The sequence below is a fragment of the Salegentibacter mishustinae genome (genome assembly GCF_002900095.1).
Classification (GTDB): Bacteria; Bacteroidota; Bacteroidia; order Flavobacteriales; family Flavobacteriaceae; genus Salegentibacter; species Salegentibacter mishustinae.
This window is the reverse complement of the sequence record NZ_LLKN01000002.1, coordinates 1,243,801-1,257,128: the sequence shown is the minus strand read 5'-3', so window position 1 is coordinate 1,257,128 and position 13,328 is coordinate 1,243,801. Positions and strand designations below refer to the sequence as shown.

Here is a 13,328-nt window from a genome sequence, read left to right as displayed (position 1 = left end):
AAGTTTTTTACAGTATTTACTTGACATCTACCAAAAATGAAATGATATTAAAAACTATTTTCAGCTTACTCAAATATAGACCTGGCCTCCTTATACACCCTTTCAAAATTAGCTTCTAAATCAGCTTTGGAATAAGGTTTTTGGTCGTTAGCTGAAGGTAGATCGCGGTAAATCTTCTGCAATTTAAACTGTACTTTTTTATCCTTCCCGTCTGCATAGGTTATAAATTCTCCTTGTTTTAACCGAAAGAAAACATCAGCCCTGATTTTTGGAATTTCCTTCTCCCCGGTGGTCACCCTTGTGTCAAAATCCAGGCTATACCCGCGGTTGACACTGGTTGTGGGCTTTTTCACAATTTCAAAAAAGCGCTCGTAATATTTGGCGGTGTCGGGGTCATTTACCTTTCCAAAGAACTGATAGGAAAGATTACTCAGGATTGCCTTACTGGCTTTATCCCCATACATCATATCGTTTTGGATCTTATCCTGCATTACATAAATAGTAGCGATATCATAACTCCTCAGCGTGGCAGGAATGCGGTGCATATTCAGCAAACGAAGTGTTGGCGCTTCTTCCATCAGCAGGAAAGAAGCTTTAGAGTTACGCACACTCATTTGTTTAGTGATGGTATGGATAATAGTGGCTATGACCGGGGAGTAGGAAGCTTCGTATTTGGGATTATTGACCACTGAAATAACCGAAGGGTTTTGCTCACTATTAATATGAAGCGGAACTTCATCTTTAGAAAGGACCATAAAGATCTGTTGGGTACTGATCCTTTTAAGGGCATTGGCCAGGGTACTTTTTACCCCGGCCGTTTGCCGCTCAGAATCTTTACCGCTGATAAAGGCATCGGCCATCGCTCGAGAGGTGGTATTGGTTTCCAAAAACTGGATAAGGCTATCGGTATCCAGGTATTGGTAGATGGCGATAAGGTGTGGAAGGGTACAAAACTTCGGATAATCCGCTTTTAATTTCCAGATCAGTCCTCCGATTAGCCCTTCCGCGGCATCATTAAAAAATTTTGTAGTCCCCGAGGTACCTGACTCTCGTTGTTCCAATAGGTTTTCCACCAGTACCCGGGAGACTTCATTGACGCTTTCCTCATTTTCCAGGTATGGTGGAGCGATGGGATTCACCCGATGGAGGATCTTATCAAAGGAAATAATCTTAAAGGGAATTTCCCGGTCTTTAAAAAGCGGGTAGGCCATTTCAGTGAGCTCAAAGTCCTTATAGTCGTGGATCACCCCACAAAAATTTTCCTGTTGAAAATGCTTTAAAAAGCCATACACTACGCTTTCGGTCTTCCCGCTTCCGGCAGAGCCAATAACGGAAGCGCCCCGTTTAATATTTTCCAGTTTAAATTTTCCTTTGGTGGTTGCAAAACCGATCTGGTATTTTTTATTGATCTTTTTATTATCCTGGTGAGTATGTAAAAAAACATACATCAGGGTATTGATCAGGAGCAACGGACAACCCAGGAATAACAAAGCCGGAATCCACTGGTTATCCTGGACCCCATAAATGCCAAGGGCCACCATCAGCAATAAATTCAAAATAAAAGCAAAGCGGTTGATCAGCCTAAAACATATATAGAACAATATGCTTACCGGCCCGATGATCAGAAGCAGTCTAACAAGATTTTCTATGTCCATAATAATTAAAATTAAATACCGATTGAACTTGATTTAACGGCTACCTCCACCCCTTTCTTAAGCCTGTTAAAAATTTTGAGGGCAAGTTGTGCCTGGGAAGTTGGAATGCTGGGCATCATCGGGATCCCTGATTCCCGGATAAGCTTAAAAGCAAGTGCTTTTTCGTTAGCCGGTAATCCCATTAGCGCGGTAAAATAGTGGTTCGGGTTTTTAATAAATTCCTTTCGAGCCGTATAGGTTTCCACAAAATTGCGCTGATAGCCGAAGGTTTTATCAAAGGTCTTTTCTGCTTTTTCAAAAAAGCGGTCCCGGTCAAATCCGCGTTTAACGGTCTTACCTTTAAAATTAACTTCCGAAGCTTTGTATTTACTTCCCGGGGATAAGCTAACCGAATTGGAAGCATCTTTTCTACTTACGATAATATGGATATGGCTTTGGTTGCCTGCTTTGGGCATTCCTTGTACGATTCGCTTACCATCTTGGCAGTGTGGCGCCTGTGCTTCCAGTTTCTCAATTTCTTTTTCCCGTTTTTGAATACTTCCTTGCATCAGTCCGGTTTCTATTTTTCGGATTTCACTTTTGAGTTGAAGAATTTTAGTAGCATAAGGCTGGTTTTCGCGAACCTGGCGATCTGTACCTTTAAAACTCCTGCTATGTTCAATTTTACCGTAATATTTAATATCATTGATATTAATTGGCCTTCCGTCTATCTCCCGGTTAAAACAGGCCACATAATCCTTCATCAGTTCCCGGGTATACCTTTTTAGATCCTTGCTACTATTTTGCAGGCGTTTTAATTCGTATTTGGAAGGGCTAACAGTAATGGAATAGAACTTCGGTTCTTTCTTTTTGAGCTTGGCGGTATTGTTATCAATTTCTTTTACGACTTCCTCCGGGGTGATGGCATCCTCATATTGATTAAAGAAATGTTCCTTTGCCACTTCTTCTACGCCTTCGTTTTCCTTTTCGAGATAGCTAACAAAACCGGCGGTACTTTGGGAGTAATTCCCCCCTAACTTTTGAGGTGTGATGGTGATATACATAGCAGGAAATTTTACAGGTTATTATCAGAAAAATTCTTTTCACCCAAACCATCTCGTTCCTGTTTGGGAATACCATCCTTTTTCTCCCGAAGGATTTTCTTTTCCAGGATGAGTGGTTTCTTTTGAGGTACTTCGGTTTGGAAAAGTGAAGCGATCATCGCCGCGGTAGGTTTTGTTTGGGTTTTCTCCATATCACGCATAATGGCAATAACCGCATTGATACGTTTTTTAAAAGAAGCTTCGATAGTCCTCCCGGTTGGGCCCAATCTTTCGTGTGGGGAGATTTCATTATAAAAGAAAAAGTCGAGCATTGTTTCCAGGGCTTCGGTGTGCGATTTGAAGTGTGTTCTTGAAAATTCCTGGAAACGTTTAGCTGTTTCCTTTTTGAACCTGATGCCGATAAATGAGTCCATAATTCGCCGATTTGTCGCAAATTCTTCCCTAAAAATGGGCTCTGGCAGGGCATTTGTGGCAAATTGCTTAAAATCAGGAATTTAAATAAATTTTAAACAATTGATTTTCAGTTATTTAAAACCGAAAAGGAGTGCTTAACATCGCGTAGCGTGTTACCCTCTTGCTACTCCTTTTCGTCCCGCAACGCGGGACAAAAATTCCGTACAATTTGGTCTGTTGGCTGTCTTAATAGACAGTCAAAAGCCACTTGCCAATTCCCGGAAAAAATTTCCGAATTAATATTTTTTTGATGTGCAGGATTATCGGCGAAAGTCAAAAATGGATAGCCCTGCATAAATTTGAATGCTGAAGATCAGCGAAATAAATATAAGGATTTTTTTAGTAACAGGTAGCGAGTAATAAATAATTCTTATTCAAAAGGGTGTCCAGATTCAAGATTTTTTTTTATCTTTATTGAGTAGGTTTCAATGACCTAAAAAGAAAGGGAAAATTCAGGTAACAGCGAATTTTCCCTTTTTTAATTGATTGAGCTTGAAATGCTCCTTACTGTTAAGCACTACCAACCAAGCTATTTTTATATGACCTTTTATAGAACTGCTTTGCTTAGAAGATTCATTGAAATATTTGAGCCTAAAAAAACACTTCTAAAATTAGAAGTGCTTACAATCTAGTTAGAATGTGCCAGGTAAATTACAAAATTCCTTCATCTGCAAAACTGTAGTAATTACCATCAGGCATAAGGATAATATGATCCAGGACTTTCACATCAAAAAATGATGCCGCATTTTTAATTTTCCTGGTCAGGCTTTTATCCGCTTCACTTGGTCTAAGGGTTCCGCTGGGGTGATTGTGCAATAAGATTAGTGCCGTGGTTAAAGACTTTAATACAACTGCGAATAAGATTCGAACATCGACCAGTGTCCCGGTAATACCTCCTTTAGAAACTTCGTAAATACCTTTTACTTTATTAGCATTATTAAGTAGCATTATTTTAAAAGTTTCCTGCAGTTCGATCTCGTTTTTATTCCATTGTGCGAACGCTAAATCTGCTGCACTTCTGGAACTTGAAATTTTGGGTAGCAAATTTGTTTTTAAACTTCCGGTGTAGCTTATCGCTATTTCATTAACTTTGGATTTCATTATTATCTTATTTAAAGGGTTACTAATTAAAAGAGGGAGCAACTTTCGAAGGGAGCGCCCTCTTTATTTTTTTGATAATTAAGAATTAAAAGATCTTCGATATTTTAATTAAATGAACTTTCATTACTACCTAAAAACAGGATTTCACTTACTAAAATTTCAGTTACATATCTTTTTTCTCCTGTTTCGGTTTCATAGGATCTGGAAGTTAGTTTTCCGCGGATGGCCACTTCTTTACCTTTATCGACATATTTCTCGATAAGCTCAGCCTGCTTTCCCCAGGCCACTACATTGTGCCAGTCGGTTTGTTGAATTTTTTCCCCTTCCTTGTGGTAGTATTCATTGGTAGCCAGTGAAAAAGTGCTTACTTTTTTTCCACTTTCAAAGTTTTTGATTTCCGGGGTGTTCCCCACATTTCCGATTAACTGTACTTGGTTTCTTAGATTACTCATAATTAAAAGATTTAGATACCTGCTTTCTAAGCAGATTGATTAAACATTGATTTACTTATTATATCCGGAGCGTTTTCCTTTTTTGATTTTTTCACTTTGCTTCCGGGTATGTTGTTTTGAAATGATTTCATAATTTTTATTTGTTGATTTACTTCCTATAGCGCCGTTTGCTATTACCTTTTTTGATGCTGATACATTTTCAATATTTAGAATTAGGGAAGGTTTATAAAAAGGAGTAAGCGACTGGCTTATGCAACCTGGACTAACTTCTAAATATTGGTATTTTGCATTACAAAAAAGGTAGGGACAGCAACGGCCGGGAAGGAAATGGAAATACTGAAATTGAAAAACAACTGGAAGCGAAGTAAATGCAAGAATGGAATTCCGATTTAGCGGGCGTCCTTTTTTACTTAATTAAGTATAAGATTACACGAAGAGCGATAACTACTATATAGCGGATACATCATTAGGAAAATAAAAAGGATGCCCAAGATATTCTTAGGGAAGCTCTTTACCCGAAATGGAGCATTTCGCAGAATGAAGCGGTAATGTGCTGACCGATTTACAACCAGAAGGTCTTTGAAATTAGTGGTCATAATCTCTTAAATGTATGAAGCAGAATATTTATACTAACTATTATTTAATAATTTGCTTAAATAATATATTAATGATACATTTGTTTCGTAATTAAAAATACTATTTATGAGTTTAGAAATAACCTGTACCAGAAATGAAGCTGATCATAAGCAAATATTACGCTGTAAGAACACTATTGACAAATCTTCTTCCAGCTTTCAAACAATGAGTAAAATTTTAACGCTTGCGGGAAATGAGGTACGTTTAAAAATCCTTTTCCTGTTAGATGTGGAAAATGAACTTTGTCCCTGTGATATCGCTGATATTCTGGAAATGAGCGTGCCGGCAGTTTCCCAGCATATCCGAAAAATCAAAGATGCCGGAATCATTTCGTCACGACGGGAAGGTCAAACCCTATTTTATTCTTTAAACGATGGAGGGGAAAAAATCCTTTCTTATATATTTCAAGGAATAAAACAATCTAAAATAGCCGTTTAAATAGTTTAATAAATAAATCACAAAAATAAAATAGCTTAAATAATGAAAACGAATTCTAAATCACCTAAAAAAAATGAATCCAGCGGACTTTTAGGAGCTGGATTGCTTACAGCGGCGGCGGCCTCACTTTGCTGTATCACACCGATATTGGCCTTGATTTCAGGCAGCGCCGGCATCGCCTCCTCTTTTTCCTGGATGGAACCCTTCAGACCATATCTTATTGGTATTACCATCTTAGTACTGGCTTTTGCCTGGTATCAAAAATTAAAACCAAAAACCCAGGAGGAGATAGACTGCGCCTGTGACGAAGACGAAAAGCCTTCTTTCTTTAAATCCAAAGCTTTTCTGGGTATAGTTACTATTTTCTCCGTGTTAATGTTAGCTTTCCCATACTATTCAAAAATATTCTATCCTGATAATAAAAAAGATATTGTAGTGGTTAGCCAGTCAGATATTCAAACTATAGAATTTGATGTTGAGGGAATGACTTGTGCTGGTTGTGAAGAAAGCGTAAAACACGCAGTAAATCAATTAGATGGGATTTTAGAAGTAAAAGCGAGTTACGAAAATACCAATACCGTGGTAGAATATGATAAAACTAAAGTCGATTTAACCGCAATCAGAAAAGCAATAAATACAACTGGTTATAAAGTAATCGATACAGAAAATAAAAAAGAGAAGTAGATGAAAAAATATGATGTATTTGTAATAGGTTCCGGGATGTCAGGTATGACTGTTGCTAATAAATGTGCCTCCAAATGCCTTAAGGTGGGCATTACTGATGAACTTCCCTACGGTGGAACCTGTGCCCTAAGAGGCTGTGATCCTAAAAAGGTGATTATAGGAGCAACGGAAGTACGTGATTTTGCCCAAAGACTTAAAGGAAATGGAATAGATACTGTGCCTGAAGTCAATTGGGAAGATATTATGGCTTTTAAGCAATCTTTTGTCGATGCCATGCCTCCTAAAATTGAAAAAGGATATAAGAATAAAGACATAGACACCTATCACACTTCAGCTAAATTTTTATCTGATAACACCTTACAGTTAGGTGATGAAGTTATTGAAGCTGATAAATTCGTGATCGCAACAGGTGCAAAACCCCGGGTACTGGATTTTGAAGGTGGAAAATTAGCACTTTCAAGTACAGATTTCCTTAACCTGAAAAAGCTACCTGAATCACTTTTATTTATTGGAGGAGGCTACATTGCCTTTGAATTTGCCCATATCGCTGCGCGGGCCGGTGCCGATGTAACCATATTACATCGTGGTGATCATCCATTGGAAAACTTTGACCATGACATTGTACAACATCTTGTGAATGCAACGCAAAACCTGGGAATTAAACTGGTTTTGGAAACTGAAGTCTCAAAAATTGAAAAGAAAGAAGATCATTTTGTAGTAACAGGAAAATCCAATGGAAAAGAGGTAACTTATAGGACTGACTCTGTCTTTAACTCGGCCGGTCGTCCTCCCGCTATTTTTGATTTAGATTTGGAAAAAGCAGGGATATCTTTTTCAAAAAAAGGAATCCTGGTCAACGAATACCTTCAAAGCACCTCTAACCCTAATATTTATGCAGCAGGAGATTCGGCAGATTCCAGAGGCTTGCCCCTTACACCGGTCGCGGTGATGGAAGGACATGTTGTAGCATCAAACATCATCAAAGGGAACAAGAAAAAAGTTAATTATCCACCAATGCCTTCCGTAGTTTTTACTTTACCTACCCTGGCATCAGTAGGATTGACCGAAGCAGAAGCCAAATCAAAACAGATAGAATATCAGGTCAATTATAACCATGCGGAAAGCTGGTTCAATGCAAAAAGACTGAATGTTAAGGAATATGCCTATAAAACCATCATTAATAAAGAAAATCAGACTATTCTTGGCGCACATCTAATAGGCCCTAACGCGGAAGAAACCATCAATTTATTCGCCATGGCGATAAAGACCAAAATGAAAATTAATGAGTTAAGGACGATGATATTTACGTATCCGACTTTGTCATCAGATATCCCTCATATGCTTTAAAAATAAATAGATTATGGAAATAGAACTAGTTTCTACCATTACATGTCCTGGTTGCGGACACACAAAAGAAGAGGAAATGCCCACAACAGCCTGTCAGTTTTTTTACCAATGTGATAATTGCAAGCATTTATTAAAACCAAAAGAAGGTGATTGCTGTGTTTATTGTTCTTATGGTAATGTTGCCTGTCCACCCATTCAGGAAGGAACAAATTGCTGCTAAAAATTTAAAATACTTTTGGTGACCTCCCCCACTCCAGATGTATCTTGCTGAAAATTAAAAGTATGATTCCTAGAGATCTAAGTAAAGATATAAAAACTCGCTTGCAGAGCATCAGCGGCCAGCTTAACGGACTTATAAAAATGCTGGATGAAAATAAAGATCCAGAAAAGATTCTGATCCAGTTCAAAGCGGCGCAAAAAGGACTTGATAAGGCGCATTTTCTTCTTTTAGATGAAGTGTACCGCAAAGCGCTGGCGATCACAATTTCAGAAACTGTGGAAGCCTGTCCCGGTAATTGCGGTAATGAAGAGCGAATTGAATTTATTCGCAAACAATTTCCCGACCTTGAGCTTAACAGCCTTACCGATAAAATGAAGGAGATTGATGAACTTAAACGAAGGCTGGAATCTTACATTTCCGAAAATAGATCAGAGTAAAACATTCAAAAATTTTCCATTTAATTTTAATACTAATAAAAATCTGTCGTAAAAAAGCAGGTTTTTTTATTTGGAGACCACCCCGGTTCCGCTCTTATCTTTGGATTGTTCTTTAATAAGAAGGATAAAACTGATTGTTAATTTAAATTCAAAAAAAAATGAAAAGACAAATAGAAATATTTACGGCAAATTGTCCGGTTTGTGATCCGGTTGTAAAAATGGTGAAAGAGTTGTCCTGCGATAGTTGCGAGATTACCACCTATAACCTGGTGGAACAATGTGAGGATAAGACCTGTATAGACAAAGTGCAGGAGTACGGTGTAAAGAGAATTCCCGCGGTGGCGGTTGATGGAAAATTGCTTGAGTGCTGTACAAACAATGGTATAAGCAAAGAAAAACTTATCGAAGCAGGAATAGGAAAAGCCAGTTAGCAAAACCATCGTACTGAAATTAAAATCTGAAACTTTTTATGGCAGCCATTTTTGGCTGCCTTTTTTTTTAATCAAATTAAAATGTTAAATCTTTATTAATCGGCTTGCCTACCCCCCGGGCTATGAGTCGATATTTGAAAAGAGGTTCGGCTCTTAATCTTTTATTTCTGATTTCCGAGCAAATCAGGAAGTAACTAAAACCATTTAAATTATGAAACCATTAAGTTCAGAAATGCAAAAATGTATCGATGATTGCAACGCCTGCATTACTGCGGCGAGAATTTGCCTTGACCAACATTTGGGGGAACCAGACATGAAAGAATGCCACAAATTTTGTCTGGATTGTATTGCTTTATGCACAGCCTGTGTTCAACTACTTGCAAGCCAGTCTGATTATTCAAAACGCCTATGTGCCATTTGTGCCGACTTATGTAAAGCCTGTGCTGATGAATGTGCAAAGTTTGACAGTGAAGTTTGCCAGCAATGCGCAGAAAAATGTCGAACCTGTGCCGAAAGCTGTAAAGAAATGGCAGCTTAAAAAAAATGTAAAAAAAATTTAAAAGGAGCGGCTAAAAAGTTGCTCCTTTTTTTTAATAAAGAAAGCTAACATTAGGATACCACCCTATGTTCGATTTTATGTTTGGCACCTCTTTAATTTTTGTTTAATGCATTTTTAAATAAATATTTATCAAAACCAACCCATTATGGAATCAAATATTTTACAACTCCTTGTCGAATCTTTAAAAACTACCGGATTATTAATATGGTATACTTTATGGGCTTTTATTTTAGGCTATATCCTTTCCGCTGCTATCCAAACTTTGGTCACCAGGGAACAAATGTCCAATGTGTTAGGTAAAACCGGGATAAAGCAAATGAGTCTTGGCGGATTTTTTGGTTTTATATCTTCTTCGTGTTCTTTCGCTTCTCTGGCGGCCACGCGATCAGTAATGGTAAAGGGTGCCCATCCTAAAAATGCTATTTCTTTTTTAATAGCCACTACAAATCTTGTAATAGAAACAGGAATAGTATTATGGCTGTTGGTAGGATGGAAATTTGTTGTTGCCAATTTCGCACTCGGGACAATAATGATTATATATGCTTATTTATTGTACCGCTTTTTTATATCAAAAAAAGTTGCCCGGGCCGGAAAGGAACATGCCGAAAAACTGGAAGCCGAAGAATTGAAACACCCTTCTCCCGAGGGAATGAAATGGTATGAAAAGCTTACTTCTAAGAAAGGGATTAAAATCATCAGCTATAAATTTCTTGGAGAATGGAAAATGGCCTACAAAGAAGTATTGATAGGTTTTACCATTGCAGGAATCGTTTCGGCTTTTGTACCCGACAGTTTTTGGAATTCAATTTTTCTTGAAAGTGGTGCCGAAACCCAGTCTTTCCTCGCAATAGTGGAACATGCTTTGGTAGCTCCTATCCTGGCTGTCTTTACTTTTGTTGGTTCCCTGGGCAATATACCATTGGCGGCGATCTTATGGTCAAAAAATGCTTCTTTTGCCGGGGTAATGGCTTTCCTGTGAGCAGACCTGGTTGCGGCTACGGTAATATATCTTAATGCAAAGTACTACGGCTGGAAATTTACCATCTATATGTCTCTATTGCTATACGTATGTATGGTAGCTGCCGGGATAACCGTACATTATCTTTTTGCCGTTTTTAATGCAATTCCCACAGCACGCCCTGAATCTTTACAAAACATGCTAAGTTTTGATACCAATTCCCATACTTTTTATCTGAATATTATTTTTGGGATCATCGGGATTGTTCTGCTAATTGTGAGATGGCAGTTTATTCAAAAAGCCAAATGAATATAAATTTCAAAACCTTCCAATAATGGACAATCTAAATAAACCCTTAAAAACCATTTTTGCTCCCCTGGCCATGGCAGCGGGTTTAATATTTTTTCAGGCGTATATGATAGCGCCACTTATTCCTAAACTGGCAACTATTTTTAATGTATCAGAACAGCGGATTGGTCTTATAGTACCAGCTTATATGCTGGCTTACGGAGTTTCAGTCCTGTTTTATGGTTTCATATCCGATAAATTTGGAAGAAAACGCATACTTCAAATATCCCTACTGGCTTTTATTGTATTAACAGCGATAACCGCCCTGGTGCAATCTGCTTCACAACTCATCCTGTTACGATTGCTAACGGGTTTAGGGGCAAGCGGTGTGGTGCCAATGTCCCTGGCACTTGTAGGAGATATGTTCAAACCTTCAGAGAGAGGGAGACCCCTGGGACTTTTATTTGCCGCTATGGAAGGGGGAATGGCTTTAGGTTCTACCGCCGGGGTAATGTTGGAACCTTATACAGGCTGGCGTATGTTATTTTTGGCAACTGTCCTCTTGGCCGCTTTGGCTTTGTGGATACAGGTAGCCCGAATGGGCTGGAAACAGGAACCTCATAAATCCAATCGTACTTCATTCAAAAAAATGGTAGGTGGGTTTTACAGGCTACTTGCTTTCCCACGCGGGTTAAGGACCTATTTATTTGTATTCTGGAATGGGATCTTCCATTCAGGTATTTATACCTGGTTAGGGGTCTATTTTGTACAAAAGTATGATCTGGGGCCAATAGAAATTGGTTTGGCCATTCTGGGTTATGGCCTGCCAGGATTTTTCTTTGGTTCCCTTATAGGGCGCGCAGCCGATCGCAGGGGGCGATATCCTATTATTTTAACAGGCTTGGCAACAGCGGCCATAGCAACAGCCAGTCTCGCCCTGGAAATACCCGTTCTTGTCGCGGCCCTTGCAGTCACCTTGATCTCTTTGGGATACGACCTCACTCAACCTCTATTTGCAGGTATAGTAACCGAATTGGGTGGTAAAACAAAGGGAGGCCAGGCCATGGGACTGAATGTTTTTGCATTGTTTACCGGCTTTGGCCTTGGGAGCTTATTGTTTGGGGAATTATTGAAATTAGGGTTAGATCAGGCGTTAATTATTTTTGCGGTTGTACAGGTAGTATTTACGATTGTAGCCGCAAAACTTTTAAAGACAGAAATAAAATTATCAACTAAATGATAAGCTACAACAACCATTTAGATTCTGGTAAGGCCATAACCTTTTTAAGGTGGAGCATTGGCATAATTTTCATCTGGTTTGGGATGGTTAAATTTTTTGTTGGGCTGAGCCCGGCGGAAGATTTAGCTTCCTCAACCATTTGTACCCTGAGCGGCCATTTCTTTCCACAAGGAAGTTGTATGCCTGTATTGGCTATTTGTGAAAGCCTTATTGGCATATGCTTGTTATCGGGGAAGTTTTTGAAATGGGCTTTAGGCTTACTTTTCCTGCATATGTTAGGAACTTTTTCAACCTTCTTCATTTTTCCCGAAAAAATGTTCTCCCATTTCCCATTTGTATTAACTATGAAAGGTCAATATGTAATGAAAAATATAATTATACTGGCAGCAGTGATCAATATTTGGGTCTCAACAACAAATAAGGTATCCATAAGGGCTAATCCCGAAAAATAGAATGTGCTGCAAACAATTTTTTAAAGCCTAGTTTAAATTTAAAATTTTTAGCCTATGAGAACTACAGAAGAAGTATTAAAAGATCATCTAGAACTTTCTAAAAAGGGATCTATAGAAGAGGATCTGCAGAAAAACTTTTCCAAAGATTTGATCCTGCTTACTACGCATGGTATTTATAAAGGACATGAAGGACTAAGGGAATTAAATAAAATGCTGATAAAGGATTTCCCCGAAGCGGAGTTTAACTATATCAATTTTCTTTTTGAAGATGAAATAGCTTTTCTGGAATGGACTGCATATTCAGACAGTTCACAAATAGATGACGGAGCAGATTCCTACATAGTGCGCGAGGGGCTGATAATTGCCCAGACCATTCATTATACTATCCGAAAGAAAAAATGAAAAAAGAATATTTCAGATTTTTAGAAGATTAAGCAGTAGGATTTTTTTAAAGAAAAAAATAAAATCTAATTTGGTTACCACCCCCCTGCTGCCCCTAATTTTGACATAGTTAATTTTTAAAAATCAATTATAAGATGATAGGTTTACATAAAGAATTATTCGCGGTATTGTTAACCGGAACGACCCTTGCGTTTTCTGGAAATACCGCTAGCGCTATGGATCAGAAAAATGAAAATCAAATTGAATTTAAAATCCAAAAGGAGATGACGGAAAAAATCTTACACTTAAAAATTAAAGGCATGCATTGCCAGTCCGGTTGTGCTAATGGTATCGATTCAATGTTGAAGGAGCAAAAAGGCATTATTAAAAGTGAAACAAGCTTTGATAAAAGCTCCTCGATAATTGAATATGATCCAAAGCAGATTTCAGAAGAAAAGATACTCTCCCTTATCAAAGACCGTGGGTTTGAAGTGGAAGTTGTAACCGAAAAGGGGGCTTCTGTAAACGGATAGAGATACCTGTATAAAAACAA

Annotated in this window: 18 protein-coding genes; 13 read left to right on the top strand and 5 right to left on the bottom strand. The window is 38.2% G+C overall.

The genetic code is table 11. The annotated features are described in order from the left end of the window. Nucleotides 1–65: 65 nt before the first annotated feature. From APB85_RS08630 to APB85_RS08610, 5 genes are all read right to left on the bottom strand, one after another. Entirely contained in the window at nucleotides 66–1,655 is a 1,590-nt protein-coding gene (locus APB85_RS08630) for a type IV secretory system conjugative DNA transfer family protein (RefSeq protein WP_057481272.1), read from the bottom strand. A gap of 11 nt (nucleotides 1,656–1,666) precedes the next feature. Further along, entirely contained in the window at nucleotides 1,667–2,698 is a 1,032-nt protein-coding gene (gene mobB / locus APB85_RS08625) for a MobB family relaxase (protein WP_057481271.1), read from the bottom strand. 11 nt (nucleotides 2,699–2,709) lie between these two features. Next, entirely contained in the window at nucleotides 2,710–3,111 is a 402-nt protein-coding gene (locus APB85_RS08620; RefSeq protein ID WP_057481270.1) for a BfmA/BtgA family mobilization protein, read from the bottom strand. A 691-nt stretch (nucleotides 3,112–3,802) separates the two neighbouring features. Further along, the gene (locus APB85_RS08615) at nucleotides 3,803–4,252 is read right to left on the bottom strand and encodes a JAB domain-containing protein (protein WP_037314303.1); all 450 of its coding nucleotides are present in this window, start codon (nucleotides 4,250–4,252) and stop codon (nucleotides 3,803–3,805) included. A 104-nt stretch (nucleotides 4,253–4,356) separates the two neighbouring features. Further along, complete coding sequence (locus APB85_RS08610; protein WP_037314305.1) at nucleotides 4,357–4,704, bottom strand: single-stranded DNA-binding protein; 348 nt, start codon at nucleotides 4,702–4,704, stop codon at nucleotides 4,357–4,359. A gap of 702 nt (nucleotides 4,705–5,406) precedes the next feature. Between APB85_RS08610 and APB85_RS08605 the strand changes: the two genes are divergently transcribed. The 13 genes from APB85_RS08605 to APB85_RS08550 all read left to right on the top strand — a co-directional run bounded on the left by APB85_RS08605 (nucleotide 5,407) and on the right by APB85_RS08550 (nucleotide 13,308). Next, nucleotides 5,407–5,778, top strand: coding sequence for an ArsR/SmtB family transcription factor (locus APB85_RS08605; RefSeq protein WP_103294444.1), 372 nt, complete (start codon nucleotides 5,407–5,409; stop codon nucleotides 5,776–5,778). A gap of 42 nt (nucleotides 5,779–5,820) precedes the next feature. Beyond that, the gene (gene merTP, locus APB85_RS08600) at nucleotides 5,821–6,462 is read left to right on the top strand and encodes a mercuric transport protein MerTP (protein WP_103294443.1); all 642 of its coding nucleotides are present in this window, start codon (nucleotides 5,821–5,823) and stop codon (nucleotides 6,460–6,462) included. Further along, nucleotides 6,463–7,809, top strand: a complete 1,347-nt coding sequence (locus APB85_RS08595; protein WP_103294442.1) for a dihydrolipoyl dehydrogenase family protein — start codon at nucleotides 6,463–6,465, stop codon at nucleotides 7,807–7,809. A gap of 13 nt (nucleotides 7,810–7,822) precedes the next feature. After that, nucleotides 7,823–8,029 carry a GDCCVxC domain-containing (seleno)protein gene (locus APB85_RS17485; protein ID WP_075325753.1) on the top strand — a complete coding sequence of 69 codons (207 nt, stop codon included), beginning with the start codon at nucleotides 7,823–7,825 and terminating at the stop codon, nucleotides 8,027–8,029. Between the two features lie 62 nt (nucleotides 8,030–8,091). Continuing rightward, on the top strand, nucleotides 8,092–8,466 hold the full coding sequence (locus tag APB85_RS08585) for a metal-sensitive transcriptional regulator (protein ID WP_011709211.1): 375 nt from the start codon (nucleotides 8,092–8,094) through the stop codon (nucleotides 8,464–8,466). A gap of 158 nt (nucleotides 8,467–8,624) precedes the next feature. Further along, on the top strand, nucleotides 8,625–8,897 hold the full coding sequence (locus APB85_RS08580) for a thioredoxin family protein (RefSeq protein ID WP_013073416.1): 273 nt from the start codon (nucleotides 8,625–8,627) through the stop codon (nucleotides 8,895–8,897). Nucleotides 8,898–9,244: 347 nt separating this feature from the next. Further along, nucleotides 9,245–9,457, top strand: a complete 213-nt coding sequence (locus tag APB85_RS17300) for a hypothetical protein (RefSeq protein ID WP_169929153.1) — start codon at nucleotides 9,245–9,247, stop codon at nucleotides 9,455–9,457. Between the two features lie 144 nt (nucleotides 9,458–9,601). Then, nucleotides 9,602–10,435: a permease gene (locus APB85_RS08570; protein ID WP_201780896.1), complete on the top strand. Its 834-nt coding sequence runs from the start codon at nucleotides 9,602–9,604 to the stop codon at nucleotides 10,433–10,435. A 69-nt stretch (nucleotides 10,436–10,504) separates the two neighbouring features. Further along, entirely contained in the window at nucleotides 10,505–10,723 is a 219-nt protein-coding gene (locus APB85_RS17415) for a hypothetical protein (protein WP_201780895.1), read from the top strand. Nucleotides 10,724–10,748: 25 nt separating this feature from the next. Continuing rightward, entirely contained in the window at nucleotides 10,749–11,942 is a 1,194-nt protein-coding gene (locus APB85_RS08565; RefSeq protein WP_103294441.1) for an MFS transporter, read from the top strand. Beyond that, entirely contained in the window at nucleotides 11,939–12,394 is a 456-nt protein-coding gene (locus APB85_RS08560; protein WP_075327054.1) for a hypothetical protein, read from the top strand. Before APB85_RS08565 ends, APB85_RS08560 begins: the two co-directional genes overlap by 4 nt. 54 nt (nucleotides 12,395–12,448) lie before the next feature. Then, nucleotides 12,449–12,796, top strand: coding sequence for a nuclear transport factor 2-like protein (locus APB85_RS08555; protein WP_034892182.1), 348 nt, complete (start codon nucleotides 12,449–12,451; stop codon nucleotides 12,794–12,796). A gap of 134 nt (nucleotides 12,797–12,930) precedes the next feature. Further along, on the top strand, nucleotides 12,931–13,308 hold the full coding sequence (locus APB85_RS08550; protein ID WP_197055441.1) for a heavy-metal-associated domain-containing protein: 378 nt from the start codon (nucleotides 12,931–12,933) through the stop codon (nucleotides 13,306–13,308). The last annotated feature ends 20 nt before the right edge of the window (nucleotides 13,309–13,328 follow it).

Coding starts and splice junctions, on each gene's coding strand:
- APB85_RS08620 (WP_057481270.1), bottom strand. CDS start 3,111: ATGGACTCATTTATCGGCATCAGGTTCAAAAAGGAAACAGCTAAACGT.
- merTP (WP_103294443.1), top strand. CDS start 5,821: ATGAAAACGAATTCTAAATCACCTAAAAAAAATGAATCCAGCGGACTT.
- APB85_RS08615 (WP_037314303.1), bottom strand. CDS start 4,252: ATGAAATCCAAAGTTAATGAAATAGCGATAAGCTACACCGGAAGTTTA.
- APB85_RS08580 (WP_013073416.1), top strand. CDS start 8,625: ATGAAAAGACAAATAGAAATATTTACGGCAAATTGTCCGGTTTGTGAT.
- mobB (WP_057481271.1), bottom strand. CDS start 2,698: ATGTATATCACCATCACACCTCAAAAGTTAGGGGGGAATTACTCCCAA.
- APB85_RS08630 (WP_057481272.1), bottom strand. CDS start 1,655: ATGGACATAGAAAATCTTGTTAGACTGCTTCTGATCATCGGGCCGGTA.
- APB85_RS08560 (WP_075327054.1), top strand. CDS start 11,939: ATGATAAGCTACAACAACCATTTAGATTCTGGTAAGGCCATAACCTTT.
- APB85_RS08610 (WP_037314305.1), bottom strand. CDS start 4,704: ATGAGTAATCTAAGAAACCAAGTACAGTTAATCGGAAATGTGGGGAAC.
- APB85_RS17485 (WP_075325753.1), top strand. CDS start 7,823: ATGGAAATAGAACTAGTTTCTACCATTACATGTCCTGGTTGCGGACAC.
- APB85_RS08565 (WP_103294441.1), top strand. CDS start 10,749: ATGGACAATCTAAATAAACCCTTAAAAACCATTTTTGCTCCCCTGGCC.
- APB85_RS17415 (WP_201780895.1), top strand. CDS start 10,505: ATGTCTCTATTGCTATACGTATGTATGGTAGCTGCCGGGATAACCGTA.
- APB85_RS08555 (WP_034892182.1), top strand. CDS start 12,449: ATGAGAACTACAGAAGAAGTATTAAAAGATCATCTAGAACTTTCTAAA.
- APB85_RS08585 (WP_011709211.1), top strand. CDS start 8,092: ATGATTCCTAGAGATCTAAGTAAAGATATAAAAACTCGCTTGCAGAGC.
- APB85_RS08605 (WP_103294444.1), top strand. CDS start 5,407: ATGAGTTTAGAAATAACCTGTACCAGAAATGAAGCTGATCATAAGCAA.
- APB85_RS08595 (WP_103294442.1), top strand. CDS start 6,463: ATGAAAAAATATGATGTATTTGTAATAGGTTCCGGGATGTCAGGTATG.
- APB85_RS08550 (WP_197055441.1), top strand. CDS start 12,931: ATGATAGGTTTACATAAAGAATTATTCGCGGTATTGTTAACCGGAACG.
- APB85_RS08570 (WP_201780896.1), top strand. CDS start 9,602: ATGGAATCAAATATTTTACAACTCCTTGTCGAATCTTTAAAAACTACC.